We start from the raw sequence: 25,852 nt of genomic DNA on the forward strand, positions 1-25,852 counted from the left end.
CGCTCACATGGCGGCAGAGCGCTCCGACCAAGACTGCTTCTTGCGGTAGATGGTCGAGGGGCTGATCTCGAGGGCCGCAGCAGCCAGTGCGATATTGCCGTCAAAGGCATCCAGTGCGTCCTCGATGATCCGCCGCTCCTGCGCCCAAAGGGGCTCTATGGCTGCCAGCGGCCGGGCGCCGCGTGCGGGGCGGCGGCGCTCGCGGGCTTCATCACTGCCCAGCCGGGCGCGGGCAGAGGCCTCCCGGATGAAATGCGGCAGCATGTCATAGGTGACCGCCGTGCCATTGTTCATCACCACGATCTGCCGGATGGTGTTTTCCAGCTGGCGCACATTGCCGGGCCAGGCATAAGCCTCAAGCCGCGCTTCCGCGTCGGCATCAAAGCCGCGGAAGGATCTGCGGTCCTCTCCGGCGAAGCGGGTGAGGAACTCCAGCGCCAGCGGCAGGATGTCCTCGCGCCGCTCGCGCAGGGGCGGCAGATGCACGGGCAGCACGTTCAGCCGGTAATAAAGGTCTTCCCGCAGACGGCCCGTGGCGACTTCCGCCAGAGGATCGCGGCTGGAAGAACACATGATGCGCAGGCTGGCTGGCGCGCCGTCCTCCGGCTTCGCCAGCCCCTTGTCCTGAAGCAGCAGCAGAAGCTTGGCCTGAAGCGACAGGTCCAGCTCGTTTACCTCATCAAGGAACAGTGTGCCCCCGGCCGCCTGTGCCGTAGCGCCTGGATAGGCCTCGCTGCCATCACCGAACAGCTCCGTGTCGATCCGCTCCACCGAAAGTCCGGCGCAGTTGATAGAGACAAAGCGGTTGCCGGCCCGGCCAGACAGGACGTGGATCGCCTCGGCGCACAGGCTTTTGCCCGTGCCGGATTCACCCGTGATGAAGACCGGAGCGTCAGACGGTGCAAGGCGGCCGATCTGATTGTAGACGTCCGTCATCAGCTTTGATGTGCCGGTGAAGCGGCCGATGGGGGCGCGGGAGGCCGGATCCATCAGGCGCATGGCCGGGGTATCCCGGCGTGCGGACTGGGGCTGAAGCTGCGGGCGGCGGCCGTCGAGCTGGGCCTGCACCTTGCTCATCAAGGCATCCAGCGTAAAGGGCTTGGCGATGAAGTCGTGTGCTCCGGCGCGCATGGCATTCATGGCCTGCGTGATGGAGCCGTGGGAACTGGTGGCGATGATGATCGCGCCAGGGCTGCGCACGGCAAAACGGGCAAGCGCCTCGTCGCCACCGGCCGTCTCGATGTCGATGATCAGCACATCGGCCGAGGCGTCGCTCAGCGCATCGAGGCACTGGCGCGGGTCGGAATAAACCAGCGGCTCGGCAACAGCACCGCTCAGCCGCGCACAGACCGTGGCTGCACGGGTTGCATCCGCCGGGCTTGCGTCAAGAACGCGCACATGAATGGACCTTGTGAGGTCCTGAAGGCTCCCCATCCCCGGGTCACTCCCGCTCTTGTCAGATGTCTTCAGGCAGGTCTTGTCTGAACTGTCGGCAGAGTGTTGTGCAAACGTGGTAAACAAAGCGTTGTCAGCCTCGTAAATAGTGACGGCAACGCCATCCAATCGGCCGGGGGCCTCAGGATTTCATGGTTGATTTCTCTGCGGGATTTTCTGTGGTGCCGCGCGGCCCCGGCCAGAACCACACCATACGGCGGTGCTTTCGATGACTGGAACCGGCTAAAGGTGTGCGGCGGCGTAACCTGCGGCGAAGGCGATCGCCATCAGCGGAAAGAACACCACCGGACGCAGCAGAATGGCCGGAAAGCTGCGCGCTTGCGGTGTTTCCAGCAACTTTGCGGAAGAGGTGGGAGGCGTCAGTGCCGGATCACCCCGGAGGGGCGGTTCTGGGCTTGCCTCCGGCCCTGCTTGCGGGGCTGTACTGCCCTCTGGCGCGTGCATAAGGTGAAATCCGGGCTGGTAACTGCCTCTGGGGATGATGATGCGCACCGGATCGCCGTGTCCGGTGCCCGCATAATAATCCTCAAGGCGCTTGCGCAGTCTCGCCGCCTCCACCCGGACGATCGGGTCTGTCGCAGGGTTGAAACTGTCGTCCCGCCCCAGTGCCTGGGTGGCGATGGTATAGCCCTTCAGGGGGACCGGCGGATCGGCGATGGAGGCCTCCACCACGAAAGTCAGGAACTGGCGCAGCTGCTGGGATGCCGAGAATTCCGGACTGCCGGTGATCTTGTGCAGGGCGAGGCGGACGAGGTCGCGGTTGACGGCTGGCTGCGGGCTGTTGCCGGAGCCGGATGCGGGCCGAACGGTACCGCCTGCGCGGGCAAGGCGCGCTTCCGGTTCCCGTTCACTGGCCGACTGTCCTTCCACTCCGCCAATCTCCCCGTTTGTTCAAGAGATAGCGGGCCTCCCGTTTCAGCCCCTGATGATAAGGCTATGGCTCCCGCAGCGAATTGCAAGGTTTTTTGCGGCTGGCCGTTGTTGCGTTGCAGGAAGGCCGCAGCGCCGCACTGTTAACCATTATTAATGCGCCTTAAGGAGAACTAGGCAAAGTTTTCCCCGTAAAGGCTGGCTTCGAGAGTCGGAACTGCAGCGGCTTTCGGGCAAAATCGTTAACAGAGTATTGATTCGGGGTAGTGCGGTCAAAGGCATGGGGCGTTTAGCGACCATCATCATTCTGATCTGTATGGGTGTGATTGCCCTGTCGGCCGCCGCTGTGCTCGTTTATCAGTTTGGCCGTCCGCCGGGGGAAGCGCTGTCGCTGTCGCTTGCGCTGATGTGCACCATGATCGTGGTGCAGGTGGTGCTGGGCCGTGGCCGCGACCGGGGCGAGGTCAGCGACGTTATCGAACGTCTGGAAGACCGGCTGCTGGAGCTGGATGAGGACGTCAACAATCTCGAGGGCCGCCTGACGGGCGTCGAACACACCATCCCGCGCCGCACCCGTGAGGAAATCGATCCGCTGTTCGCCGAGATCGAGGTGCTGGGCACGCTGGTCAAGCAGATGGCGGAAGCCATGTCCGACATGGAGACCCGCATCGAGGACCAGCGCGCCATTGGCGGCCAGGCCCCCGTGCAGGGCCTTGCCTATCATGGACAGCCTTATGAGCAGGCGCCGCAGCACATGCAGCCGCAGCTCGCTGCGCCCCAGCAGCCTAAATATCAGCAGCCGGCCTACGCCCAGCAGCCTTATTATCAGGACGTTCCCCAGCAGCCGCGGGCCCATGCAGCGCAGCAGCCGGCCTATCAGCCGCAGCATCAGGGGCATCATGTTCCCGAGCCGCAGCGCCAGCCGGAGCCGCAGCACGCGCCGCATCAGCCGCATCAGCATCAGCCCGAGCATATGCCCGGCGGGCGGATCGAGCCTGTGTTCGGCGGTTTCGAGCAGCCCGGCTTCCGCAACGAGCCGGAGCCGCCGCGCCCGGCATTCCAGCCGCAGGCGCCGGTTTCGCAAAAGGCCGATCCGGCCATGCGCGAGATGATCCGCTCGGCGCTGAATGCCAACCGCGTTGATCTGTTCCTGCAGCCGATCGTCACCCTGCCGCAGCGCCGGGTGAAATATTATGAAGCCTTCACGCGCCTGAGAGACGGCAACGATCAGGTTCTGGAACCGGCCGTCTTCCTGCCGGAGGCGATCCGCTCCGGCCTGATCCCGCGCATCGACAATCTGCTGCTGTTCCGCTCCGTGCAGGTGATCCGCCGCCTGACGACGCGCAACCGCGATGCGGCCCTGTTCTGCAATGTCTCCTCCATTTCGCTGGCGGACGAGACGTTCTTCCCCGGCTTCCTGGAGTTCGTGCGCAACAACAAGAGCTTCAGCGACCTGCTGATCCTCGAGTTCACGCAGGACGATGTGGCGCAGATGGGCGTTGTGGAGATGGAAAGCCTCGGCGCGCTGGCCGAGATCGGCTTCCATTTCTCCGTTGACCAGATCCATGACCTGAAGATGGACTTCAAGTCATTGGCCGAGCGCGGGTTCCGCTATGCCAAGCTGCATGCGGATTATCTCATTGGCCGCCGCAGCTCCGATCACGGGCATATCCATCCGGGCGATTTCGGCAATCTGCTGCACCGCTACGGCATGACGCTGATTGCCTCGCATGTGGAGACGGAATCGCAGGTGCTGGAGCTTCTGGACTTTGATGTCTCCATGGCGCAGGGGCATCTCTTCTCTCCGCCGCGCCCGGTTCGCGCAGAGGTTCTCCAGGGCATGCCTGCACCCGCGCCGCGCAAGCGCGCGAGCTGATGATGCTGCCGCGCAAGCGCGCAAGCTGATAATGCTGCCGCGCAAGCGCGCAAGCTGATAATGCTGCCGCGCAAGCGCGCAAGCTGAGATGCAGACGCGCAAGCGGCTTGCGTTGTTGTTTCCTCAGAGCATCCACCCGCGCCGTCCCGGCCTTGTGCCGGGACCTGTCAGGTATCCGAGGCCGTGACCGCCTGACGGGTCCCGAATCTTCGCCTCGCTGCGTCCGGGACGGCGCGGCGGGGGCGGCTGGCTTTGCGGAAACAGAATGGCACCAAACAAACAAGCGCGCCGGCCGGGGCCAGCGCGCTTCTTGGGGTCTCTGAATGATCTTTGGGGCCTGATACTTATTCGCCGGCTTCGTTGGCCGGTTCTGCCTGCAGCATGCCGTAGCGCTCTTCGCCGATGCGGCCAAGCAGTTCAAGCTGGGTTTCGAGGAAGTCGATGTGGCCTTCCTCGTCCTTCAGCAGCTCTTCGAACAGCTGCATGGAAACGATGTCGCCTTCCTCGCGGCAGATCTCGCGGGACTTGGCGTAGGAGGTGCGGGCGTCGTATTCGCCGGCGAGGTCACACTCGAGCACTTCCTTGATGGTCTGGCCAATCCGCAGGGGGGCCAGCTTCTGCATGTTGGGGTGACCTTCAAGGAAGATGATGCGCGACGTGATCTTGTCCGCATGCTGCATCTCTTCGATCGACTCGGCGCGCTCCTTCTTGGCGAGGCGCGTATAGCCCCAGTCATCCAGCAGGCGGTAATGCAGCCAATACTGGTTGATGGCGCCCAGTTCGAGGAACAGGGCCTCGTTGAGGCAGTCGATAACCTTGGGATTGCCCTTCATGATGAGACTCACTTCATTCAGTGGGGTTGAACTGGATCTACATTAGAATAATTCTATGTTTTGTGTCCAGTCCCCGCAGCGGTGAAAATGCAGTTTTTTCTGTGTTGCGGCGTGACGTAGCGTCAGCGGAAGGATGGCCCATGGCACCAGCATGTCAGCGAGTAGCGCCGCCCGCGGGTAACGGGGGCAACCCGGTGCAGCATGAAACTGGCGAAAAGGGTAGCCGAGCCCTGGTCCCGGGGCGCTGACCATTCGGCGCTGCCGATGTTGATGTCGAGGCTGCCGCCGACATAGAGCGCGGGCGGTGTCAGCTGAACAACGATGGTGAGCTTGCGCTGGCGGGCGATGGGGCCGTCGCCAATGTCGGAATGCCAGTCGTAGTGGCCTTCATCCGTCTCGTCATAAGCGGCGACCTGCAGCCGCTCCTTGAAGTCGGTGATGTCGAACCGAAAGGCCTCGCGGTTGGCGGCCGCGACCGTTGCAAGAATGCGGTCCATGACAAAGGCAGCGCTGCCTTGATCATCGAGCCAGGAGATCCGTGCGCGGCGGATGGTGTGCTGCACACCGCCGACCAAGCCCCCGTCCGTCATCTCCGCATTCTCGGCCAGGGCTATGATCTCTGCGCATTCGGCAGGGGTGAAAACGTCCTTCACAGTATGCTTGAACATGTGCCGATGACTTTCTGATCGACGCGAAATGGTGCGCGATCAATCCTGACGGCATGGAAAAAGCAAGAAAAATCGCAAAGTCTTGATCTATAAAGGAAAATGTCCGCGTCCGCAGGCCTCACCGGCGGGCGTGCGAGATGATCTTGCGCATCACGGCCGGCAGGGCTTCGCCCTCCACATCGCCCGGTTCTGACCACCAGCAGCCTTCGGGAAGAGGCGTGCCTGCAGGCAATGTGGCGCTGTAGACGGTCACCTCCAGATGGAAGTGGGTGAAGGTGTGGGTGGCAACGCCCAGATGCTGGTGCCAGCTTGCCTTGAGCGGGGCGGATGAAAGCGCCGTCTCTTCGGTAAAATCCGTGCTCCAGACCGTGCCGGGCACTTCGGCCATGCCGCCCAGAAGTCCTTTGGGCGGGCGCTTGCGCAGGGCCAGCGCGCCGTCGCCATCCCGCAGCATGACGAAGGCCGCGCCCCGACGCGTCGGCTTTTCCGCCTTTGCAGCCTTGCGGGGCAAGGTATCGGCGATGCCCTGGCGGCGGCCCTCGCAAGGCGCGCTCCAGGGGCACAGGGCACAGGCGGGGCGGCGCGGGGTGCAGATGGTGGCGCCCAGATCCATCACGGCCTGCGCAAAGTCACCCGGCCTTTTTTCAGGGGTCAGCGCATCCATCGCCGCGCGGATGGCGGGCTTTGCGCCCGGCAGCGGCTCTTCGATCAGATGCAGCCGCGACAACACCCGCTCCACATTGCCGTCCACCACGGCAGCGCGCTGGTCAAAGGCAATGGCGGCGATGGCCGCCGCCGTATAGGGCCCGATGCCGGGCAGGGCCTTCAGGCCTTCCTCCGTCTCTGGAAAACGGCCGCCAAGCTCAAACGCGATCCTTTCCGCGCATGCCTTGAGGTTGCGGGCGCGGGAATAATAGCCGAGCCCGGCCCAGGCCCTCATCACGTCATCGGTTTCAGCCTTGGCCAGATCCGTGACCTTTGGCCACCTGGCGGTGAAGGCGAGGAAATAGTCCTTCACGGCTGCAACGGTGGTCTGCTGCAGCATGATCTCCGACAGCCACACCCTGTAGGGATCGGGGACAACGCCCACCGCCCGCTCATGCGGGGGCACGCGCCAGGGCAGGGCACGGGCGTTGCGGTCGTACCAGGCCAGAAGCTCTTGCGCGCGCTGAGCGGCGGCCTGATCCTGCAGAAGCGGCGGAGATGATGCGTCCATGGCGCAAAGCTTGGCCGGGAGCGGCGGTAAATCAAGGCTTGCCCTGTGCGGCAGCTGGGGAAAAGCAGGTGAAAATGCCCCGCCATTAAGGCGTTAAGAGGCTGGTCTTGATTTCGGCGCAAACTGCAAGGAGGAGTTTGACAGCTATATACGGGCGCAAGGCCCGGCCGCAGAAGGAATTGGGCAGACCGATGAGCAGCTTGGGCGGATCAGGCAGACAGGGACGGGTGCAGTCGCGCCCGCTTGCCGATCTGATCGGCAAGGCTATGGAGCCCGTCTTCCGCAAGCGCGGCTTTGCCTCGTCTGATCTGGTGGCCAGCTGGCCGGATATAGTGGGCGACCGCTACGGTGAAAGGGTGCGGCCCGAACGGCTGATCTGGCCGCGCTCACCGGACCGGGATGGCCCGGGCGTGCCGGAGCCCGCAACGCTTGTGGTCAACACAGATGGTGCAACGGCCCTGATGCTGACCCATGACATGCCCATCGTGCTGGAGCGCATCAACGCCTATTTCGGCTGGGCTGCAATCGGCCGCATCCGCATCGTCCAGAAGCCGGTGACCGTGCCGGTGAAGAAGCAGCGGCCCCCCCTGCGCGCCCTGACGGATGACGAGCAGAAGAAGCTGGATGCCAAGCTTGACGGGCTGGAACACAAGGGCCTGCGCCAGGCGCTGGAGACCCTTGGCAGGCAGGTCATCGCCCGCTCCTCCGGCAGCTGAGCAGAGCCTTCAACAGGACAAAACACCGCTTGCCATGCGGTTTTCTGCCACTGCGGCAGGCTTTCGATATCACGGACATGTGTGTTTCCCACTGCTGCCACAATTGCACTGTCCGGTTGACGTGTCCCTTGCAAGCGGGCACATGACTGCGACCGCCAAACAGTATCAGGCAGGATATGATCGTGAACCTTACCCGCAGACAGCTTCTGGCCAGCGCCGCCGCAACCACCTTTGCCGCCGCCCTGGCAACCTCCGTCCCGGCCGTTGCCCAATCGGCAGATGTTGCGAAGCTGATGGAGCCGGGCCCCCTCGGTGACATGGTGCTCGGCAACGAAGATGCGCCGGTGACCATCATCGAATACGCGTCCCTGACCTGTGGCCATTGCGCCAACTTCCACAAGAACACCCTGCCAGAGCTGAAGAAGCAGTATATCGACACGGGCAAGGCCAAGATGATCATGCGCGAGTTCCCGCTGGATCCCGTTGCCTCCGGTGGCTTCATGCTGGCCCGCTGCGCGCCGCAGGACAAGTATTTTGACGTCCTGTCGGCCATGTTCGCCGATCAGCGCAGCTGGGCCTTCACGCAGGACCCCTATAACGCCATGCTGAATTTCTCCAAGCAGCTCGGCTTCACGCAGGAAAGCTTCGAGGCATGCCTCGGCAACCAGCAGCTTCTCGATGGCATCACCGCCGTGCAGGAGCGGGCTTCCAAGGAATTCGGTGTCAATTCGACCCCGACCTTCTTCGTCAACGGCGAGCGTATTGTCGGCGCGTCCTCCTTCGATGAGTTTGCCAAGGTCATCGAAAAGCATCTGTGAGCCCAAGGGGCCAGTTGAGCTTCCGCCCCGCCGCAGCCAGCCTGCGGCGGGGTGTTTTATTGCCGTTTTCCCCGCTATTCCCGCAATTGGCGGTTTGATCTGCGCGGGCAGGAGCGGCTTTTCCTTGACAAGAGCCCCACTCGTGAGCCGGAGTCTGCCCCAAAGGGCATGGCTGGGGAGCCGTGTCCTGCAGCCATCCGGCTTCCTGGGCGGACGGCATCTTTCCGGGGGCGCATGCGCGTGACAGAAATGCTCGACAGGGTAATGGCTTCTGCCTGCCCGGCCGTTTGGCCGGTGCGGGATGGCCGTGCCCTGGCTGGGGCGGTGATGTTGCGTGACCACAGCTTTGCGGCTGTCTCTCCGCCCCCCAGCCCCTCCCCACGTTGGGGGAGGGGGGCGGAGCTGACTTGCCATGAGAACAATCGTTCCCTCCTCCTCACTGTTGGAGGCGCGGCGTGAAGTTCACCAAGCTGCGCGTGGCCGGGTTCAAGTCCTTCGTCGAGCCGATGGAATTCGTCATCGGCGACGGCCTGACCGGCGTTGTCGGCCCCAATGGCTGCGGCAAGTCCAATCTTGTCGAGGCGCTGCGCTGGGTGATGGGGGAAAACTCCTACAAGAACATGCGCGCCTCCGGCATGGACGATGTGATCTTCTCCGGAAGCCTCAACCGTCCGGCCCGCAACACGGCGGAAGTAACGCTGTTTCTTGATAATGCCGACCGGAAGGCGCCCACCGGCTTCAACGACAGTGACACGCTGGAAGTGAGCCGCCGCATCGAGCGTGAGGCAGGGTCCGTCTACCGCATCAACTCGCGCGATGTTCGCGCCCGTGACGTGCAGCTGCTGTTTGCCGATGCCTCCACCGGCGCCCGCTCTCCCGCCATGGTGCGGCAGGGGCAGATCGGCGAGCTGATTTCCGCCAAGCCCACCTCCCGCCGCCAGATCCTGGAAGAGGCGGCCGGCATCTCGGGCCTGCACAGCCGCCGCAACGAGGCGGAGATCCGGCTGCGGGCAGCGGAGCAGAATCTCGAACGTCTGGAAGACGTGCTGGTGCAGATCGACGGCCAGCTCGACAGCCTGCGCCGCCAGTCCCGGCAGGCCTCGCGCTACCGCAATCTGTCTGCCGAAATCCGCTCAGCGGAAGCTGCCATCCTTTACTTGCGCCTGAATGAGGCCCGTGAAGGTCTGGAGGAGGCGGACCGCATGTTCACCGCCTCGCGTGCCGAGGTGGTGGCTGCAGCGGAAGCGCAGACAGAGGCCGCCAAGACGCAGGCGATTGCAGCCCACCGCCTGCCGGAGATCCGCGATGCTGCGGCGCGCGCCGGGGCTGCCTTGCAGCGGCTTGTCATCGCCCGCAACGAGCTGGATGCCGAAGACCGGCGCGTGCGCGAAAAGCTGGTGGACCTCAACCGCCGTCTTGTTCAGCTGGCAGAGGACCTTGCCCGCGAAGAGCGGATGATCGAGGAAAACAGCGAGGTTCTGGAGCGGCTGGCAGAAGAGCGGGCCGAACTGCTGGAAGAGGGCGAAACCGCCGCCGAACGCGCCGAACTGGCTGCAGAGCGTGTCGAGGACGCGGGCCGTAAGGTGCGCGATCTCGAAGAGGTTCTGAACGAGAAGACCGCCGCCGAAGCGCGGGTGACAGCGCAGCGCCAGCAGATGCAGCGCACGCTGGATGAAGCGCGGGGCAAGGCCGAGCGCTTGCGCTCCCAGTCCGCGGACGCTTTGCGTATGTATGAGGCGCTGCGGGCCGAGATGGATGCCGCCGACGGCGTATCCGGGCGCGCCGAAGAAGTAGAGCTGTGCGAAGCCGCCGTTCTGGAGGCCGAGGAGCGGCTGGAGACGGCGGAGCAGGAGACCCGCAATGCCCGCGAGGCGGAGCAGGGCGCCCGTGCGCCTCTGGCTGAGGCCGAGCGCCTGTTGCAGCGGCTGGAAACCGAAGCGCGCACGCTGGAAAGCGTGCTCAACATGGTGGCCGCCAGTGCGCATGCGCCCGTGGTGGACCGCATGACCGTGAAGCCCGGCCTGGAAACGGCACTGGGCGCAGCGCTGGGGGATGATCTGGAAGCCTCGCTGGATGAAGGCGCGCCCGTGCGCTGGTCCGGAACGGCTGAAAGTGCGGCAGCTGGTGATTCTCCCCTGCCATCCGGCGCAAGCCCGCTGGCGTCAGACGTTGACGCTCCCGCCGAGTTGCGCCGCCGTCTGGCGCAGATCGGTGTGGTTCCGGCTGAAGATGGCCCGCGCCTTCAGGCGCTGCTGAAGCCTGGCCAGAGGCTTGTCTCCCGCGAGGGGCATCTGTGGCGCTGGGATGGCTTCACCGTTGCCGCTGATGCCCCGACGCCGGCTGCCCAGAGGCTGGCGCAGCGCAACCGTCTGGCGGCTCTGGCCGGTGAGATCGGCATTGCCGGAGAGCGGGTGGAGGCAGCCCGCGAGGCGCTGGAGGCAGCTTCTGCCCGTGTGCAGCAGGCCGCAGACCGGGAGCAGGCGGCGCGCCAGCAGCTGCGCGATCATCAGAAGGCGCTGAGCGAGGCCCGTGAAGCGCTGATGGCGGCAGAACGGGCGCTCTCCCAGCTGGCGCTGCGCCTGCAAGGGGCAGAAGATCTGGCACGGCGTCTGTCTGCGGAGGCTGAAGAAGCTGCCGAACGAGTCGAGGAAGCGGCTGAACGGCTTGAGGAGCTGCCCGATTCGGGCGGGCTGACGGAGGAGATCCATCAGCTTCATACCCAGCTGGCGGCAGCCCGCAGCGCCCTCTCCGAAGCGCGGGTAATGGCCGATGGCATTGCCCGTGAAAAGCAGATGCGCGACCGGCGGCTGGAGGCGATTGCCCGCGAGCATGAAAGCTGGCGCAGCCGCGCCGCCAATGCCGCCTCCCAGATCGAAACCCTGCGCGCCCGCATGGGCGAGGCGGAGGATGAGCGTCAGGAGCTTATCGAAGCGCCGGAGGACATCGAGAGCCGCCGCCGCGACCTTTTCAGCGCGATTGCCAAGGCGGAAGCTGCCAAGCAGGAGGCGGATGACACACTTGTGAAGGCCGAGGCCTCCCTCTCGGACGTGGACCGCATGGCGCGGGAGGCGCAGGAAGTCCTGTTCCGCGCCCGCGAAGGCCATGTGCGCGCCGAAGAGCGTGTGGCTGCTGCCCGCGAGCGTGTGGAGACGGTTATCGGCCGCATCTCCGAGGCGCTGGATGTGCCGCTGAACCAGCTGCCCGAACTGGCAGGCTTCACCGAAGGGGCACCGCTGCCGGACCCGGAAAGCATGGAGCGCAAGCTCGAACGGCTCAAGGCCGAGCGCGAGCGGCTGGGCGGGGTGAACCTGCGCGCCGATGACGAGCTGGCGGAAATCGACACGCAGCGCGAGACACTTGTGCGCGAGCGTGATGATCTGATCGAGGCCATCAAGCGCCTGCGGACCGGCATTTCCAACCTCAACCGCGAGGCGCGCGAGCGCCTGCTCGCGTCCTTCGAGATCGTCAACGGCCATTTCCAGCGGCTGTTCACCCATCTGTTCGGCGGCGGCACGGCGGAACTGCAGCTGGTGGACAGCGATGATCCGCTGGATGCCGGCCTTGAGATCGTCGCCCGCCCGCCGGGCAAGAAGCCGCAGACCATGACACTGCTGTCCGGCGGGGAGCAGGCGCTGACGGCCATGGCGCTGATCTTTGCCGTGTTTCTCACCAATCCGGCGCCGATCTGCGTGCTCGACGAAGTGGATGCGCCGCTGGACGATGCCAACGTGGAGCGCTACTGCGACCTCCTGGAAGAAATGGCGAAGCGGACGGAAACCCGCTTCGTCGTGATCACCCACAACCCGATCACCATGGCGCGGATGAACCGGTTGTTCGGCGTCACCATGGCCGAGCGCGGGGTGTCGCAGCTGGTGTCCGTGGACCTTGAAACGGCAGAGCGATTCCGCGACGCGGTATGACGCAGCACCGAACTGTGGCAAGGTAAGGGCAAATGGCGCGGAAAAGTCGCGCTGGAACTTGTTCTCGGAAGCAGAAAAATCAATCGTTTCAATAAGTTGAATTCCTAACCCATGTTCTTGACAGGGCAGGTGGTGCCGACTATTGTGCGCCCGGCTTAAGGGGGCGACGGAGGACCGGCGTTTCCTTTGTTGAATGTGAGGGGCCTATGGACCGTTCGCCGCAACAAGGGGATGCCAAAGAGGGATCCTCTGAAATTTCCGAAGCTGACCTGTCGTCTCGACGGGAGAAGCTCAATCAGCTGCTGGAAAGGCGCCGCCAAAGCGAAATACGCGCAGAGGCAAAGGCGAGCCGCAGTTCGACGGCCGGCATGGCACAGGCAATGAAGCTCTCTTCGGAGTTCATTGCCGGGATCGTGGCGGGCGGCATGATTGGCTGGCTCCTGGATCAGTGGCTGGGAACGATGCCCTTCGGGCTTGTCGTTTTCATTCTGCTGGGGTTCGGCGCGGGGATTCTCAATGTGCTCAGGTCGGCCGGAGTGGTGCCTGAGCAGGGGGAGGCCTGGCGCAAGCCAGTCACACCGGGTGGGGAAGATGAAGATTCTGACGAGTCTTCGCAGAATTCTCCCCGAAAGTGACTTGACGTGACGGCGGTGCGACGACTAAGAGCCCGCGCAAACAGCGCTTTGTGAACGATAGAACGAAGGTTGACCGGTGGCGAACGATCCGATCCATCAGTTTCATATCAAGACGCTCGTCCCGATCGAGGTCGGCGGTATCGATCTGTCCTTCACCAATTCTGCCCTGTTCATGGTGGTGACGGTCATTGCCGCTGCGGCGTTCCTGATTTTCTCGTCTTCCAGCCGCGGCCTGATCCCGTCCCGCTGGCAGTCCATGGCTGAACTCAGCTACGAGTTCGTGGCCGGGATGCTGCGCAACGGCGCCGGAACGGAAGGCATGCGCTTCTTCCCGCTGGTGTTCTCGCTGTTCATGTTCGTGCTGGTCGCGAACCTGCTCGGCATGTTCCCGTATTTCTACACGGTCACCAGCCAGATCATCGTGACCTTCGCCCTGGCGATGCTCGTGATTCTGACGGTCACGATCTACGGCTTCGCCCGTCACGGCCTGCACTTCCTGCATCTCTTCGTTCCGGCTGGTGTGCCGGGCGCGCTGGTGCCGATTGTTGCGCCGATCGAAGTGATCTCGTTCCTTTCCCGCCCGATCAGCCTCTCTGTTCGTCTCTTTGCGAACATGCTGGCGGGCCATATCACCCTCAAGGTGTTCGCCGGGTTCGTTGTCAGCATGAGCGCCATGGGTGCAGCTGGCATGTTCGGGGCCGTCCTTCCGCTTGGAATGACGGTGGCGCTGACGGCACTGGAGTTCCTCGTTGCGTTCCTGCAGGCGTATGTGTTCACGCTCTTGACCTGCATGTACCTCAACGACGCCCTTCATCCGTCTCACTAAACTCACCAACTCATGTGACCTGAATGGTCGCCTGACAACGCTGACAAACGTCAATTAGGAGCACGTGTCATGGAAGCAGAAGCAGCAAAGTTCATTGGCGCTGGTATCGCCGCTCTCGGCATGGGCCTCGTCGCCCTGGCTCTGGGTAACATCTTCTCCAACTTCCTGTCGGGCGCCCTGCGCAACCCGTCCGCTGCTGATGGCCAGTTCGGCCGTCTGGTGTTCGGCTTCGCCGTGACCGAAGCTCTGGGCATCTTCTCGCTGCTGATCGCCCTTCTGCTCCTGTTCGCCGTCTAATCGTCCCTAACGGCGTATTGGAACGAATGAGACCGGGGGCGGCGCACCTGCGCCGCCTTCCCGGTATCCGGAGGCGATAATGGCAGGCGAAACCCATACTACTGTGGACGGGCAGGTTATCCTGGACGTTCCGGCATCAGAACACGGGGCAGGTTTCCCGCCGTTCGACCCGACCCATTTTGTCTCGCAGCTGTTCTGGCTGTTCGTCACCTTCCTGATCTTCTACTGGATCATGAAGAACGTGGCTCTGCCGCGTATCGCTGGCATTCTCGAGGACCGTCACGACCGCATCGCGGGTGACCTGTCGGAAGCCGAGCGCCTGAAGCGGGAGACCGACGAAGCCATTGCCGCTTACGAGCAGGCCCTGTCCGAAGCCCGTGCCCGTGCACGCGCTATCGCACAGGACACCCGTGAAAAGCTCAAGGCTGAGACGGATGCACGCCGCGCCACCGCCGAGCAGGGCCTTGCGGCCAAGCTCGCAGAGGCCGATGCGCATATCTCGTCCATCAAGGACAAGGCTCTGGCCCAGGTTGGTGAAATCGCCAGCGAGACATCTTCCGCCCTGGTGGAAGCTCTGATCGGCGTGGCTCCGGCCAAGGCTGAAGCAGACGCTGCCGTTCAGTCTGCGGCGAAGTAAGGAGACCGGTCATGGATGCATCATTCTGGGCACTGGTCGGCCTGATCCTGTTCTTTGTCCTGATCGCCTGGCTCGGTGTTCCGGGCAAGATCACGGCAGCGCTTGACAGCCGCGCAACCAAGATCCGCACGGATCTGGAAGAGGCCCGCAAGCTTCGTGAAGAAGCTCAGGCGCTTCTGGCCGACTATCAGCGCCGCCGTCATGAGGCGGAAGCGGAAGCTGAAGCAATCGTGGCTGAAGCCCGTGCAGAGGCAGAGCAGCTGACGCTGGAGACCACCCGGTCTCTGGAAGAGCTGATTGCCCGGCGCACCAAATCTGCCGAAGACAAGATTGCCCAGGCCGAAGCCCATGCCATCGCGGAAGTGAAGGCAAAGGCTGCTGATCTGGCGATCGCCGCTGCTGAAAGCATGCTGGTGGCCAAGGTGACGGGTTCCGTTGCCGAGGGCCTGACGGCCAAGAGCATCGAGCAGGTCAAGGCTGGCCTCAACTGAAGCCTGCCGGATCACTGATCTCATGAAAGCGGCCCCTGCGGGCCGCTTTTTTGTTGGGTAAGGTGAAGCTCAGTCCCGCACGGCAGCGGCCACGGGCCGGAATGACATGCGGTGCAGGGGGCAGGGGCCGAGCGCCGCAAGGGCGGCGGCATGGGCGGGCACGCCATAGCCCTTGTGCACGGCAAAGCCATAGCCGGGAAAAAGCCCGTCCGCCCGTTCCATCATCCGGTCACGTGTGACCTTGGCAACGATAGACGCAGCAGCAATGGCGAGGCACCGCCCGTCGCCCTTGACCAGCGACTGCCCGTCCACCCCGAGCCCAGGCGGCATATCGCGGCCATCCACCAGGACATAGCCAGCTTTCCGGGAGAGGCCGGCCACGGCACGGCGCATGGCGTCCAGCGTTGCGGCACGGATGTTCACCCGATCGATTGTGGCGGCCGAACTGCTGGCAACGCTGACGAAAGCCCTGGCACAGATCTCGTCATAGAGGGCATTGCGCCGGCTCTCGGTGAGCTTCTTGGAATCGTTCAGGCCTACCGGCAAGTTTGAGTAGTCGAGGATCACCGCAGCGGTGACGACCGGTCCGGCCCACGGTCCGCGCCCGGCTTCGTCCACGCCGCAAAGCGCGCCGCCGAGGCCTGCGGCATGTCCGGCTTCAAGTGCGGCGTCCAGCGTGTCGCCGAATCGCAGATCAAAAAGGGAGGGGGCCTTGCTCATGGAGCGGATCGTGATGATTCCCGGCGGCAATGCAAGAGCAAGGACCTGTCCCGTCGCAGATCAGAACAGGGAGAGCTGCACGCCGCCCACCTGCGGCGGGGTGAAAAGCTCCGTGTTCAGCTTCTTGCGCCGCTGGTTCAGCCCCAGCCGCTTGCAGGCGAGGCTGAAGCGCTGGCCGATCTGCTGGGCATAGGGGCCGAGCCCGCGCATCCGCTGACCCCATTCGGCGTCATAGTCCTTGCCGCCGCGCATGGACCGCAGGATGTTCATCACATGGCGGTAGCGGTCCGGCCGGTTGCGCAGCAGCCAGTCGCGGAACAGTTCGGACACTTCCAGCGGCAGGCGCAGCAGGATGTAGCCGGCCTCAGTGGCACCATGTTCTGCGGCTGCCTCCAGAAGAGCCTCGATCTCGCTGTCCGTAAGGGCCGGGATCACCGGCGCCATCATCACGGAAGCCGGGATGCCGGCTTCCGACAGCCCCTTCAGCGCGCCAAGACGCCGGTGCGGGGCGCTGGCGCGGGGCTCCAGCGTGCGCACCAGGTCCTTGTCGAGCGAGGTGATGGACAGCGCCACCTTGGCCAGCCCCTTCTCCGCCATGCGCGACAGGAGGTCCGCATCGCGCAGCACCAGCGCCGACTTGGTGACGATGGCGACCGGGTGATTGTAGGTCTCCAGCACCGTCAGGATCTCCCGCATCAGCTTGTAGCGCCGCTCGATGGGCTGGTAGGGGTCCGTGTTGGTGCCGATGGCGATGGTGCGCACCTGATAGCCGGGCCGTGCCAGCTCCCGCTCCAGCAGTTCCGCAGCATTGGGCTTGGCAAAGAGCCGTGTCTCGAAATCAAGGCCGGGGGAAAGGCCCATGAAGGCGTGACTGGGCCGGGCGAAGCAGTAGATGCAGCCATGCTCGCAGCCCCGGTAGGGGTTGATCGAGCGGTCAAAGGAAATGTCGGGCGAGGAATTGCGCGTGATGATGGTGCGGGCCTTTTCTTCCTGCACCGTGGTCTTCAGCGGCGGCAGATCATCCGGCGTCTCCCAGCCGTCATCAAAGCCTTCGCGCAGCTGGCGCTCGAAGCGGCCGGGCATGTTGAGCGCAGCCCCGCGCCCGCGCCGCAGATCCTCATCGAGGCGTAATGCGGCCATGGCAGCTTCCCGGGTATCCTGTTCTGTCTGATCAATCCGCGCCATGCTTAAGCGACTCTCCAATGAGAACATAAGTGGAACATTAGCTGAAAATGCAAGCCGGGCAAGGCCTCTCTCGCCAGACCCCCAAAAAGGCGCTACAACCCGTTTCATGATCAGTGTTGTCCTTGCCACACATGACAATGAAGCCCAGCTGGCACATGCGCTGACGGCCCTTGTGCCGGGCGCGGCGGATGGCCTCGTGCGCGAGGTTCTGGTTGTGGATGGCGGCTCATCCGATGCCACGCACAAGGTCGCGGATGCGGCCGGTTGCGAGTTCGAGGTGCTGGCGAAGGGGGAGGGCGCACGTTTCGCGCACGGAGCGGCGCTGGCGCGCAAGTCTCCCTGGCTGCTGTTTCTCACTGCCTCCACCGTGCTGGAACACGGCTGGCATCAGGATGTGCAGACATTCATCGAGCGGGCGGAGCGCTCCGGTCAGGCGAACCGCTGCGCAGCCGCTTTCCGGCTGAAGCTGGATGCCTTCGGCTTCGGGGCGCGTCTGTCCGAGTTTGGCGCGATGCTCCGCAGCCGCATGCTGGCGATGCCGAACGCGGATCAGGGGCTGCTGATTTCACGCAGGTTCTACGAGGAGCTGGGCGGCCATCGGGATCTGGCCGGGATGGCGGATTTCGATCTGGTCCGCCGCATTGGCCGCAGCCGTATCCGCCTGCTGCGCAGCAGCGCCATTGCCGGGATGCCGGGCGTGGAGGCGCGGACGGGCCTTCGCCGCGCCGCTGCGCGCATGGCCGTTGCCGCGCTGCGCGTGCCGCCAACTCTTGCGGCGCGCTTGCACGGGTGAGTTCCACCACAAGTTATTTCCCTCACAACATGAAAATACTCAGGCCGCATCCGGAACCTGACGTCAGGCCTGCTGCAGCTTGCCGCGCTTCAGATGCTCATCGAGGCGCGGCATGATCTCGACGAAGTTGCAGGGCATGTGGCGGTAGTCGAGCTGCCACTTGAGAATGCCGTCCCAGGCATCCTTGCAGGCGCCCGGTGAGCCGGGCAGAACGAAGATATAGGTCGCGCCCGCAACGCCCGCCGTCGCCCGTGACTGCACGGTCGAGGTGCCGATCTTCTCATAGGAAATTCGGTGGAAGACATAGGAAAAGCCCTCCATCCGCTTCTCGAACAGCGGCTCAATGGCCTCCGGTGTCACATCGCGCCCGGTGAAGCCTGTGCCGCCGGTGGTGATCACCACATCCACGGTGCTGTCCGAAATCCAGCCGCGCACGGCCTCCCGGATGGCATCGATGTCATCCGGCACGATGCGCCGGTCCGCCAGCGTGTGGCCAGCGCCCGCAATCCGCTCCACCAGCACCGTGCCCGAGCGGTCATCCTCCATCTGCCGCGTGTCCGAAACGGTCAGCACCGCAATGCGCAGGGGGATGAAGGGGCGGCTGTCGTCGATTCGGCTCATGACTTGGTCCTTGCGATCTTGATCTGCTGAGAGAGATAGGGCGTCCGGGGCATCTGCGCCAGACGGGTCATGGGTGGGGTTGCCATCAACAAAATTGCGTCAGCAGGGCGTGAGAAGAATTTTTGCTGCTTATAGGTAAGCAATATTGACGTTTTTGAACGCCTGTGGTTCTGTCAGCCGATCAGACGGGCCGGATTCCAAGGCCCGCAGAACGCCGGGAAGAGACCCCCATGCTGGACTGGGAACATGTTTTCGCGACGCGCTCGAAACGGATGCGCGCTTCGGAAATCCGTGAACTTTTGAAACTGCTTGACCGCCCCGACATCATTTCCTTCGCAGGCGGCATCCCCGATCCAGCTCTCTTCCCCAAGGACGTATTCGCTGAAAGCTATGCCCGTGTGCTGACCGGTGAAGGTGCAGGCACCGCGCTGCAATATTCGGTCAGCGAGGGCAATCTGTCCCTGCGCAAGTGGCTGGTGGGCTACATGGCCAGCCTCGGCATCAGCTGTCAGGTGGAAAACATCATCATCACCTCCGGCTCCCAGCAGGGGCTGGATTACCTCGGCAAGCTGCTGCTTTCGCCAGGTGACACGGCGCTGGTCAACTGGCCGACCTATCTGGGTGCGCTGCAGGCCTTCAACGCCTATGAACCGCATTATGACCGCCTGATCCCGCTCGGCAACCGCCCGGCGGAGGACTTCGTCAAGGCGGCGCAGGAGCGGGGCGGCGCGGTGAAATTCGCTTATGCTTCCGCCGATTTCGCCAACCCCACGGGTGAGACGCTGGACCGGCAGACGCGCGAACGCATCCTGGATCTGGCGGGTGAGCTGAACATTCCGGTGATCGAGGACGCCGCCTATCAGTCGCTGCGCTATGATGGCGAGCCGGTACCGCCGATGCTGGCGCTAGACATTGCCCGCTGCGGGCACATTGATGCAGCGCGCACGATCTATTGCGGCAGCTTCTCCAAGACGCTTTCGCCCGGCCTGCGCGTGGGCTGGATCTGCGCTGCGGCCCCCGTCATCAGCCGTCTGGTGCTGATGAAGCAGGCGGCAGACCTCAACACCTCCACCATCAACCAGATGGTGCTGGCCGATGTGGCCGAACGCTATTTCGACACGCAGGTGGAAACGATCCGCAAGGCCTATCAGGCGCGCCGCGACTGCATGCTGGACGCGCTCAGCCGCCACATGCCGCAAGGGTGCAGCTGGTCGCGCCCGGATGGCGGCATGTTCGTCTGGGTTACCCTGCCGGAGGGGCTGGACGGCGCAACACTGCTCGCCCGCTCGCTGGAAACGGTCAAGGTCGCCTTCGTGCCCGGCAAGGCCTTCTTCGCCGATGGCTCCGGCGCCAACACCCTGCGCCTCAGCTTCTCCTGCGCCAACGAGACGATGATCGAGGAAGGCATCTCCCGCCTCGGCAAGCTGATCCCGGAAGCTTGAGACACACAGTGCTGTAACAGGAAGAAAGGGCGGTCTGCGGGCCGCCTTTTTTATTGCAGGAGCGGAGATTAGCGGCGGTTGATGGTTATTGTCCGCCTGCTCCGGATTGCCTTCGCCAGCGCTCCCTGCAGGATCTTCGTGAAGCTGCGGCTGAAGGCACCCAAGCGGCCGTGTGGTTCGAAGTAGTAGAACTGCTCGGGCAGATCGGCGTTAAATTCATTGCAGATCACCCAAAGCCGGATCAGCTCGTCCAGTCCAGCGCGCTTGCGCTCAATTTCGGGAACCTCGACACATGAGCGTTCCGCCGGTGGCTGCTGCGAAGTGACCGGCAGCAGGATCACTTCCGTCTGGCCCTGGTGCTTGCGCACTGCCAGCGCAAGGGCGGTTCTTCCGTCCCTCTTACTCGCCCCGTTCTGCTTGCCATGCCCAGAGATAGGGGTAGTCCCAAAGATCTCCGGGCTCGGGCAGCGGAGGAGCAGGGCGCTCAGTCATCCTTCATGCTGTCCGCAAGGGCTGTGAGCAAATCGCTGGCTTCGCTGTCTGTCAGCGCAGACACGTGAACGGCCCGGCGCGTGCCGTGCGGCGACGTCAGGCGTTCGTATTCTTCCGCTGACAGCATCACGAAACGCGGTTTGCCATGCCGCTGAATGGCAACAAGCTCCTGCGCTGCTGCAGCAAAAACGTCTCCCGTCTTGTTGGCGAGTTCCGTGGCGCTGAAGGTGCGTATGTTGATCTCCATGCTGGATATGAAAATCACTATATTAGCTAAAATGGGTACTTTCAATGTATCTGGTTGGGGGAGGCGGCCATGATCTTCTGCTTGAATTGGTGCGGTCTGGGTGACATGCTTTTTTTTGATTGCAGTTGCGCATTGGGATTGTTCCGGAGATCATGCGCTGCTTCTGGGTCTACATCCTCGCCGGCCGCAAGAATGGGACGGTTTATACCGGCGTGACCAACGATCTGACCCGGAGACTGCATGAGCACCAGAGTGGAACCGGTTCCCGCTTCACGGCCCGGTACTCGGTTCAGCGTCTCGTCTGGTATGAGCCGCATGGAACGGCGGAGGAAGCAATTGCCCGCGAAAAGGCGATCAAGAGCTGGCCGCGAGCCTGGAAAGTCGAACTGATCGAAGCCACAAATCCCGAATGGTATGATCTTGGCCGATTCCTGAATGCATGAGGCTGCGAGTTTATTCGACGGGGACTGTACCGTTGACTTGAGGGGAAAATCGCGTGGATTGGGCAAGGCGTGGATGCCATGATCAAGTCATGGCATCCACTCCCTTGCCTTTCCGCTTGTGCTCAGCGGTTTTGGCTTGCGAGTTGAAGGTCTGCCGGTATGCACGAGGCACGGCATGACGAAGGCTTGGAGACTTGAGCAAGTGGGGCTTGCTGAAGGTTTCTGATGCCCACCCCCCAAAAACACCAAAGGGCAGCCAGATGGCCGCCCCTTGGGCATTCACTCATCCATTGCTGAAAGTCAGCTGGCCTGCGGGCCAACGGTGACGATCAGTGGCGTCTTGCCTTCCAGAAGGCGTTTGGCGATGCGCTGGACGTCTTCGAGGGTGACCGCCTCGATTTCCGCATTGCGGCGGTCGAAATAGTCGATGCCGAGGTCCGCCAGTTTCAGGGCCACCAGCTGGGCTGCGATCTTGCCCGATGTGTCGAAGCGCAGGGCGTAGGAGCCGGTCAGGAAGCTCTTGGCCTTGTCCAGCTCTTCCTGTGTGGGGCCCTGTTCCGCCATGCGTTTGAACTGTTCCTCAATGATGCTGATGGTCTCTTCCGCCCGGTCGGCACGGGTTGCGGCCGAGGCGACGAGCAGCGCGGAATGGTCGTCCGGAGCCAGGCTGGAGCCGACACCATAAGACAGGCCACGCTTTTCACGCACTTCCTCGAACAGCCAGGAGGTGAAAGTGCCGCCACCGAGGATGTGGTTCATCACGAAGGCCGCCTGATAGTCCGGATCATCCCGTTTCAGGCCCGGCAGACCGATGAGGATGGTGGTCTGCGGCACGTCCAGAGTACGGGAGATGCGCTCGCCCGTTTTGGGCTCCACATCCGCGACTTCTGGCAGCTGGTTCTTCTCCGGCAGCTTGCCGAACACCTCATCCAGCAGCGGTGCGAGCGTCTTCGCGTCGATGGCACCGACAACGCCAATGGCGAGCCTGTGGCGGGAGAGAAGGCGTCCGTGCAGGTCCTTGAGGTCTGCCGGGGAGAGCTTTTCCACCGTCTCCACCGTGCCCTCCTCCGGCTTGCCATAGGGGTGGCCGCCGAAGGCAGCGTCACGGAAAGCCTCGGAGGCAATGGCGTCCGGGTCTTCCTGCTTCTGACGCAGGCCGGCAAGGATCTGCGACTTCACCCGCTCCACCGGCTTCTCGTCAAAGCGTGGCTCGTTGATGGCAAGACGCAGCAGATCGAAAGCCTCGTCCTGCGTGCCTGTGAGCGTGCGCAGGGTGCCGAACAGCTGGTCCTTGCCGCTGTTGAAACGGATGGAAACGGCCAGTTCTTCCAGCTTGCCTTGAAAGGCTTCGCTGTCGAGGTCCCCGGCGCCTTCGTCCATGGTGCTGGCCAGAAGATTGGCGAGGCCCTCCTTGCCGTCCGGATCCTGTGCGGAGCCGCCGTCGAAGGCGAAATTCATCGAGATCATCGGCAAGGTTTCATCCTGCACCAGCCAGGCTTCGATGCCGCCGGGGCTGATAACCCTTTCGATGGTGGTCGCGTCCGCAGGCAGGGCACCCAGCACAAGAAGACCGATGCCCGCAACAGCCCGGGTGAAATGGGCCCGTGCAAAACGGGCAGGAGCAAAAAACTGCGTCATGCGCATATGTCCTTGTCAAACAAGCCGGTTCAGGACTTCTGGTCGCGGACGGCGGCATCCGGCGACTGGCCGGGGGCGGTGAGATAGCCGGTGACCGGATCCTGCAGCAGATAATCCTGCGCCACCTTCTGAATATCAGCCGGGGTGACCGCTTCGATCTGGGCCGGCCAGGTCTGGACATCCTCGATGGTCTGGCCGCTGGTCAGTGCGGCGCCGAACAGGCGGGCGAGGGTGACCTGACTGTCCTGCGCATAAATGGCGGAGGACATGAGGGAGTGCTTGGCGCGGACCAGTTCCTCATCCGTCACGCCATTTTCGGCAATGTCCCGGATCGTGCGCTCGAAGATGTCCTGCAGCCCTGTCAGCGTGCCATCGCCGCGCGGCGAGCCATAGATGATGAAACGGGTCGTATCGAGCGAGGTGTCGAGGTAATAGGCGCCGACGCTGATCGCCACCTGCTTGTCCAGCACCGCTTCCTTGTGCAGACGGCTGGCCGGGCCGCCGGCGAGGATCTGCGCCAGCAATTCAAGGGCTTCCGGCTCGCGGTCCTTGCCGGTCGCCTGGCTCGGCACCAGCCAGCTTTCGGAAACGGACGGCTGGCGGACGCGCTCATCCTCCAGATGCACGCTGCGCTTGCCGCTGAGCGGAGGCTCCACGGGGCGGATACGCGGACCTGGCTCTGCCCTGCGCGGCAGCTTGCCATAGGTTTCCTCGGCAAGCTTGCGCACATCGGCCGCTTCCACATCGCCGGCCACAACCAGAACGGCATTGTTGGGCGTGTAGAAGCGGTCATAGAAGGAGATGATGGCGTCGTGGTTCAGCGCCTCGATCTCGCTCTGCCAGCCGATCACCGGCGATCCGTAAGGATGGTTCACATAGGTGATGGCGGAAAGCGTCTCCTGCAGACGTGAGGAAGGATCGGCATCGACGCGCATGCGCCGCTCTTCCAGCACCACCTGCTGTTCCGGTTTGATCACCTCGTCGGTGAGGACGAGGTTCTGCATCCGGTCCGCTTCCAGTTCCATCATGCGCGGCAGGTGTTCCTTGGCCACGCGCTGGAAATAGGCGGTGTAGTCGTTGCTGGTGAAGGCATTTTCCTGCCCGCCGATATCGGAGACGATCTTGGAAAAGATACCGTCCGGATTGTCCTTTGTTCCCTTGAACATCAGGTGCTCAAGGAAGTGGGCAACACCGGACTGGCCGGCCGGCTCATCGGCGGCGCCCGTCTTGTACCAGATCATATGGGTGACCACGGGGGCGCGGTGATCGGGGATCACCACCACCTCAAGGCCGTTGTCCAGCGTGAAGCTGGACAGGTTCGGCGCAATGACCGGCGGCGCTCCGGCCGCAGTCTGGGCGAGGGACAGGCCGGAGCCCAAAACAAGGCAGGACAGCGCTGTGGCGAAGAGAAGGCCGCGCCGTCTCGCAGCGGGAAGTGTCATCTTGGGGATCTCCCGGAATGGAACTGGGGGCGCGAATCCGGTCGCGCCGGCCGATGAATGCGTCGCCTGCAATATAGGCGCTGGCGTGGCCCCGGCGTCTTAAATTTTCGTCATGTAGGGAACGGGCCAAACAGAAACGGCGGCCAATGGCCGCCGTCAGATCTCTGCCGGTTCTGCCAGCCTCAGAAGAGGCAGCTTTCTTTCGGCGTAGGGGTGCAGTTCGGCTTGATGCGCGCGCCGTCCATTTCCGCCTGCTTGCGGTCCTGGATCTGCTGGCGGTCATTCGGCATCGCCAGCGGTGCATTGCCGGCAGGCGTCGAATAGGCGATCGGCGGCTCCACCAGGTAGCGGCGGACGGGCTTGCCATCGGGACCAAACAGATCTGACGTGTCGACACGCGTCAGCGGCCCCTGGCTCTGCTTCTTCATTTCGGCCGGCGTCATGCGGGCGCCGTCCATGATCTCGTCATCGCGCACATCGGCAGCAGTCTTGGCCTGGCGCTGCGCGCCGGTAATCTGCACGCCGCGCATCTGTTCGGGAGTGAGCAACTCGCCATCGCTGCCGCGGCCGGGCTGTGCATAGACAGCGCGCACTTCCTGCAGTGACTTGTCTTCCTTCGCCGGCCAGTTGGCCGCTGTCTCGGTCACCGGCTTTTCAGGCTGAGGTAACTGGTCCAGCTTGGCCGGCATGGCCAGCGGCGCACGCGGCTTGTATTCGATCGGCTTGGCCTGCGGATCGACCGCGCCAATGCCTTCCATGATCTTGCGGACGGCGACCTTGTCGACGGCTTCCTGCTCGCCATAGGAGTTTGTCACGCAGCCAGCCGCCAGAGCGCCCAGCATGACAGCAGATACGACACCACGCAGCCCGCCGAGGCTTACGGTCCGGGAACTTGCCAGAGAAAACTTGAACCGCACGTAACCTATCCCGTTTCCTGTGAGCGCAAGGCTGCAAAGGCGGCTTCAGGCCTGCCCGCTCGCACCCGCTGTCCCAATTATCCCGCTTTGCGGCCTTTAGAACCGCCCTTTGAGGCTTTATTGGGGCTTCCTCGCCAACCGTCATACAGGAGAGCAGCCACTCCGGCAACGATTGCAGCATCCGCAATGTTGAAGACATACCACGAGAAGCTGCCGAAGTGGATGTGGAGAAAGTCGTAGACCGCGCCATAGGCGAAACGGTCAACCCCATTGCCAAGTGCGCCGCCGATGATCAGCGCCAGGCTCACTCCGGAAAACTTGCTGTTGCTGCGCACCGCCCAGACCCACAGCGCAATGGCTGCCAGAACGGTGAAGATGGCGAGAGCCCAGCGGCCCAGATCCGTCTCCTGCTGCAAAAGCCCGTAGGAAATGCCCCGGTTCCAGACGGTGACGAGCTCCAGGAACGGCAGCAGATCCATGTTGCCCTGCCGGGGCAGGTCATAGACGAACAGCAGCCAGAGCTTGCTCACCTGATCGGCGGCAAAGATGATGGCGGCAATCACCGCCACCATCCGGCTGAGCGGCCCCCACAGCCATCTGCGGGTAAAACCTGACGGGGGAGCCACCTTGCTCATTCTTCGTCCTTCACCGTTT

At 63.4% G+C, this 25,852-nt stretch carries 26 protein-coding genes; 12 read left to right on the top strand and 14 right to left on the bottom strand.

Annotated elements, in window-relative coordinates:
• Positions 1-3: 3 nt before the first annotated feature.
• Both ASC48_RS07145 and ASC48_RS07150 read right to left on the bottom strand, forming a co-directional pair.
• The gene (locus tag ASC48_RS07145; protein ID WP_055455070.1) at positions 4-1,434 is read right to left on the bottom strand and encodes a sigma-54-dependent transcriptional regulator; all 1,431 of its coding nucleotides are present in this window, start codon (positions 1,432-1,434) and stop codon (positions 4-6) included.
• A gap of 243 nt (positions 1,435-1,677) precedes the next feature.
• A complete protein-coding gene (locus ASC48_RS07150) occupies positions 1,678-2,325 on the bottom strand; it encodes a hypothetical protein (protein WP_055455071.1) in 648 nt (215 codons plus the stop codon).
• A gap of 280 nt (positions 2,326-2,605) precedes the next feature.
• On the opposite strand from ASC48_RS07150, the gene ASC48_RS07155 reads away from it, so the two are divergent.
• Complete coding sequence (locus ASC48_RS07155; RefSeq protein WP_055455072.1) at positions 2,606-4,201, top strand: EAL domain-containing protein; 1,596 nt, start codon at positions 2,606-2,608, stop codon at positions 4,199-4,201.
• A gap of 344 nt (positions 4,202-4,545) precedes the next feature.
• On the opposite strand, the gene bfr is transcribed toward ASC48_RS07155, so the two are convergent.
• The 3 genes from bfr to mutY form a co-directional block, all read right to left on the bottom strand.
• Complete coding sequence (gene bfr / locus ASC48_RS07160; protein ID WP_055455073.1) at positions 4,546-5,034, bottom strand: bacterioferritin; 489 nt, start codon at positions 5,032-5,034, stop codon at positions 4,546-4,548.
• A 122-nt stretch (positions 5,035-5,156) separates the two neighbouring features.
• On the bottom strand, positions 5,157-5,702 hold the full coding sequence (locus ASC48_RS07165; RefSeq protein ID WP_055455074.1) for a 2OG-Fe(II) oxygenase: 546 nt from the start codon (positions 5,700-5,702) through the stop codon (positions 5,157-5,159).
• A 118-nt stretch (positions 5,703-5,820) separates the two neighbouring features.
• Positions 5,821-6,918, bottom strand: coding sequence for an A/G-specific adenine glycosylase (gene mutY / locus ASC48_RS07170; RefSeq protein ID WP_055455075.1), 1,098 nt, complete (start codon positions 6,916-6,918; stop codon positions 5,821-5,823).
• 191 nt (positions 6,919-7,109) lie between these two features.
• Between mutY and ASC48_RS07175 the strand changes: the two genes are divergently transcribed.
• From ASC48_RS07175 to ASC48_RS07210, 8 genes are all read left to right on the top strand, one after another.
• Positions 7,110-7,634 carry a DUF721 domain-containing protein gene (locus ASC48_RS07175; protein ID WP_055455076.1) on the top strand — a complete coding sequence of 175 codons (525 nt, stop codon included), beginning with the start codon at positions 7,110-7,112 and terminating at the stop codon, positions 7,632-7,634.
• Between the two features lie 176 nt (positions 7,635-7,810).
• Positions 7,811-8,452: a DsbA family protein gene (locus ASC48_RS07180; protein WP_055455077.1), complete on the top strand. Its 642-nt coding sequence runs from the start codon at positions 7,811-7,813 to the stop codon at positions 8,450-8,452.
• 455 nt (positions 8,453-8,907) lie between these two features.
• Complete coding sequence (gene smc / locus ASC48_RS07185; protein ID WP_055455078.1) at positions 8,908-12,372, top strand: chromosome segregation protein SMC; 3,465 nt, start codon at positions 8,908-8,910, stop codon at positions 12,370-12,372.
• A gap of 206 nt (positions 12,373-12,578) precedes the next feature.
• Positions 12,579-13,007 carry an AtpZ/AtpI family protein gene (locus ASC48_RS07190; protein ID WP_055455079.1) on the top strand — a complete coding sequence of 143 codons (429 nt, stop codon included), beginning with the start codon at positions 12,579-12,581 and terminating at the stop codon, positions 13,005-13,007.
• Between the two features lie 76 nt (positions 13,008-13,083).
• On the top strand, positions 13,084-13,833 hold the full coding sequence (locus ASC48_RS07195; protein WP_055455080.1) for a F0F1 ATP synthase subunit A: 750 nt from the start codon (positions 13,084-13,086) through the stop codon (positions 13,831-13,833).
• Positions 13,834-13,902: 69 nt separating this feature from the next.
• The gene (locus tag ASC48_RS07200) at positions 13,903-14,130 is read left to right on the top strand and encodes a F0F1 ATP synthase subunit C (protein ID WP_019963171.1); all 228 of its coding nucleotides are present in this window, start codon (positions 13,903-13,905) and stop codon (positions 14,128-14,130) included.
• 79 nt (positions 14,131-14,209) lie between these two features.
• A complete protein-coding gene (locus tag ASC48_RS07205; protein ID WP_055455081.1) occupies positions 14,210-14,767 on the top strand; it encodes a F0F1 ATP synthase subunit B in 558 nt (185 codons plus the stop codon).
• Between the two features lie 11 nt (positions 14,768-14,778).
• Entirely contained in the window at positions 14,779-15,258 is a 480-nt protein-coding gene (locus ASC48_RS07210) for a F0F1 ATP synthase subunit B family protein (RefSeq protein ID WP_055455082.1), read from the top strand.
• A 69-nt stretch (positions 15,259-15,327) separates the two neighbouring features.
• Here the strand turns inward: ASC48_RS07210 and ASC48_RS07215 are convergent, their stop codons facing one another.
• Both ASC48_RS07215 and ASC48_RS07220 read right to left on the bottom strand, forming a co-directional pair.
• Positions 15,328-15,978: a ribonuclease HII gene (locus ASC48_RS07215; RefSeq protein WP_055455291.1), complete on the bottom strand. Its 651-nt coding sequence runs from the start codon at positions 15,976-15,978 to the stop codon at positions 15,328-15,330.
• A gap of 60 nt (positions 15,979-16,038) precedes the next feature.
• A complete protein-coding gene (locus tag ASC48_RS07220; RefSeq protein WP_055455083.1) occupies positions 16,039-17,163 on the bottom strand; it encodes a PA0069 family radical SAM protein in 1,125 nt (374 codons plus the stop codon).
• Between the two features lie 106 nt (positions 17,164-17,269).
• Here ASC48_RS07220 and ASC48_RS07225 point away from each other — a divergent pair, with 106 nt between their 5' ends.
• A complete protein-coding gene (locus ASC48_RS07225; protein WP_055455084.1) occupies positions 17,270-17,956 on the top strand; it encodes a glycosyltransferase in 687 nt (228 codons plus the stop codon).
• 63 nt (positions 17,957-18,019) lie between these two features.
• On the opposite strand, the gene moaB is transcribed toward ASC48_RS07225, so the two are convergent.
• Positions 18,020-18,577, bottom strand: a complete 558-nt coding sequence (gene moaB, locus ASC48_RS07230) for a molybdenum cofactor biosynthesis protein B (protein ID WP_055455085.1) — start codon at positions 18,575-18,577, stop codon at positions 18,020-18,022.
• Between the two features lie 230 nt (positions 18,578-18,807).
• On the opposite strand from moaB, the gene ASC48_RS07235 reads away from it, so the two are divergent.
• Positions 18,808-20,019, top strand: coding sequence for an aminotransferase-like domain-containing protein (locus ASC48_RS07235; protein WP_055455086.1), 1,212 nt, complete (start codon positions 18,808-18,810; stop codon positions 20,017-20,019).
• A gap of 68 nt (positions 20,020-20,087) precedes the next feature.
• Here the strand turns inward: ASC48_RS07235 and ASC48_RS07240 are convergent, their stop codons facing one another.
• Positions 20,088-20,387, bottom strand: coding sequence for a hypothetical protein (locus ASC48_RS07240; protein WP_055455087.1), 300 nt, complete (start codon positions 20,385-20,387; stop codon positions 20,088-20,090).
• 116 nt (positions 20,388-20,503) lie between these two features.
• Positions 20,504-20,758, bottom strand: coding sequence for a type II toxin-antitoxin system Phd/YefM family antitoxin (locus ASC48_RS07245; protein ID WP_208975583.1), 255 nt, complete (start codon positions 20,756-20,758; stop codon positions 20,504-20,506).
• A gap of 152 nt (positions 20,759-20,910) precedes the next feature.
• Here ASC48_RS07245 and ASC48_RS07250 point away from each other — a divergent pair, with 152 nt between their 5' ends.
• Complete coding sequence (locus ASC48_RS07250; protein WP_055455088.1) at positions 20,911-21,201, top strand: GIY-YIG nuclease family protein; 291 nt, start codon at positions 20,911-20,913, stop codon at positions 21,199-21,201.
• A gap of 300 nt (positions 21,202-21,501) precedes the next feature.
• Here ASC48_RS07250 and ASC48_RS07255 read toward each other — a convergent pair whose 3' ends face one another.
• From ASC48_RS07255 to lspA, 4 genes are all read right to left on the bottom strand, one after another.
• Positions 21,502-22,839, bottom strand: coding sequence for a M16 family metallopeptidase (locus ASC48_RS07255; protein ID WP_055455293.1), 1,338 nt, complete (start codon positions 22,837-22,839; stop codon positions 21,502-21,504).
• A gap of 29 nt (positions 22,840-22,868) precedes the next feature.
• Positions 22,869-24,281, bottom strand: coding sequence for a M16 family metallopeptidase (locus ASC48_RS07260; RefSeq protein WP_072242549.1), 1,413 nt, complete (start codon positions 24,279-24,281; stop codon positions 22,869-22,871).
• Between the two features lie 182 nt (positions 24,282-24,463).
• A complete protein-coding gene (locus ASC48_RS07265; protein ID WP_208975584.1) occupies positions 24,464-25,198 on the bottom strand; it encodes a hypothetical protein in 735 nt (244 codons plus the stop codon).
• 77 nt (positions 25,199-25,275) lie between these two features.
• Positions 25,276-25,770: a signal peptidase II gene (lspA, locus tag ASC48_RS07270; protein ID WP_082440018.1), complete on the bottom strand. Its 495-nt coding sequence runs from the start codon at positions 25,768-25,770 to the stop codon at positions 25,276-25,278.
• Positions 25,771-25,852 lie beyond the last annotated feature (82 nt).

Source organism: Pannonibacter indicus, assembly GCF_001418225.1.
Classification (GTDB): Bacteria; Pseudomonadota; Alphaproteobacteria; order Rhizobiales; family Stappiaceae; genus Pannonibacter; species Pannonibacter indicus.

Excerpts from the sequence above, each read along its gene's own strand:
- ASC48_RS07190 (WP_055455079.1), top strand. The coding sequence starts at position 12,579 with ATGGACCGTTCGCCGCAACAAGGGGATGCCAAAGAGGGATCCTCTGAA.
- mutY (WP_055455075.1), bottom strand. The coding sequence starts at position 6,918 with ATGGACGCATCATCTCCGCCGCTTCTGCAGGATCAGGCCGCCGCTCAG.
- ASC48_RS07260 (WP_072242549.1), bottom strand. The coding sequence starts at position 24,281 with ATGACACTTCCCGCTGCGAGACGGCGCGGCCTTCTCTTCGCCACAGCG.
- ASC48_RS07250 (WP_055455088.1), top strand. The coding sequence starts at position 20,911 with ATGCGCTGCTTCTGGGTCTACATCCTCGCCGGCCGCAAGAATGGGACG.
- ASC48_RS07200 (WP_019963171.1), top strand. The coding sequence starts at position 13,903 with ATGGAAGCAGAAGCAGCAAAGTTCATTGGCGCTGGTATCGCCGCTCTC.
- ASC48_RS07175 (WP_055455076.1), top strand. The coding sequence starts at position 7,110 with ATGAGCAGCTTGGGCGGATCAGGCAGACAGGGACGGGTGCAGTCGCGC.
- ASC48_RS07225 (WP_055455084.1), top strand. The coding sequence starts at position 17,270 with ATGATCAGTGTTGTCCTTGCCACACATGACAATGAAGCCCAGCTGGCA.
- bfr (WP_055455073.1), bottom strand. The coding sequence starts at position 5,034 with ATGAAGGGCAATCCCAAGGTTATCGACTGCCTCAACGAGGCCCTGTTC.
- lspA (WP_082440018.1), bottom strand. The coding sequence starts at position 25,770 with ATGGTGGCGGTGATTGCCGCCATCATCTTTGCCGCCGATCAGGTGAGC.
- ASC48_RS07165 (WP_055455074.1), bottom strand. The coding sequence starts at position 5,702 with ATGTTCAAGCATACTGTGAAGGACGTTTTCACCCCTGCCGAATGCGCA.
- ASC48_RS07145 (WP_055455070.1), bottom strand. The coding sequence starts at position 1,434 with ATGGGGAGCCTTCAGGACCTCACAAGGTCCATTCATGTGCGCGTTCTT.
- ASC48_RS07245 (WP_208975583.1), bottom strand. The coding sequence starts at position 20,758 with ATGGAGATCAACATACGCACCTTCAGCGCCACGGAACTCGCCAACAAG.
- ASC48_RS07255 (WP_055455293.1), bottom strand. The coding sequence starts at position 22,839 with ATGACGCAGTTTTTTGCTCCTGCCCGTTTTGCACGGGCCCATTTCACC.
- ASC48_RS07205 (WP_055455081.1), top strand. The coding sequence starts at position 14,210 with ATGGCAGGCGAAACCCATACTACTGTGGACGGGCAGGTTATCCTGGAC.
- ASC48_RS07235 (WP_055455086.1), top strand. The coding sequence starts at position 18,808 with ATGCTGGACTGGGAACATGTTTTCGCGACGCGCTCGAAACGGATGCGC.
- ASC48_RS07210 (WP_055455082.1), top strand. The coding sequence starts at position 14,779 with ATGGATGCATCATTCTGGGCACTGGTCGGCCTGATCCTGTTCTTTGTC.
- moaB (WP_055455085.1), bottom strand. The coding sequence starts at position 18,577 with ATGAGCCGAATCGACGACAGCCGCCCCTTCATCCCCCTGCGCATTGCG.
- ASC48_RS07155 (WP_055455072.1), top strand. The coding sequence starts at position 2,606 with ATGGGGCGTTTAGCGACCATCATCATTCTGATCTGTATGGGTGTGATT.
- ASC48_RS07215 (WP_055455291.1), bottom strand. The coding sequence starts at position 15,978 with ATGAGCAAGGCCCCCTCCCTTTTTGATCTGCGATTCGGCGACACGCTG.
- ASC48_RS07220 (WP_055455083.1), bottom strand. The coding sequence starts at position 17,163 with ATGGCGCGGATTGATCAGACAGAACAGGATACCCGGGAAGCTGCCATG.
- ASC48_RS07180 (WP_055455077.1), top strand. The coding sequence starts at position 7,811 with ATGATCGTGAACCTTACCCGCAGACAGCTTCTGGCCAGCGCCGCCGCA.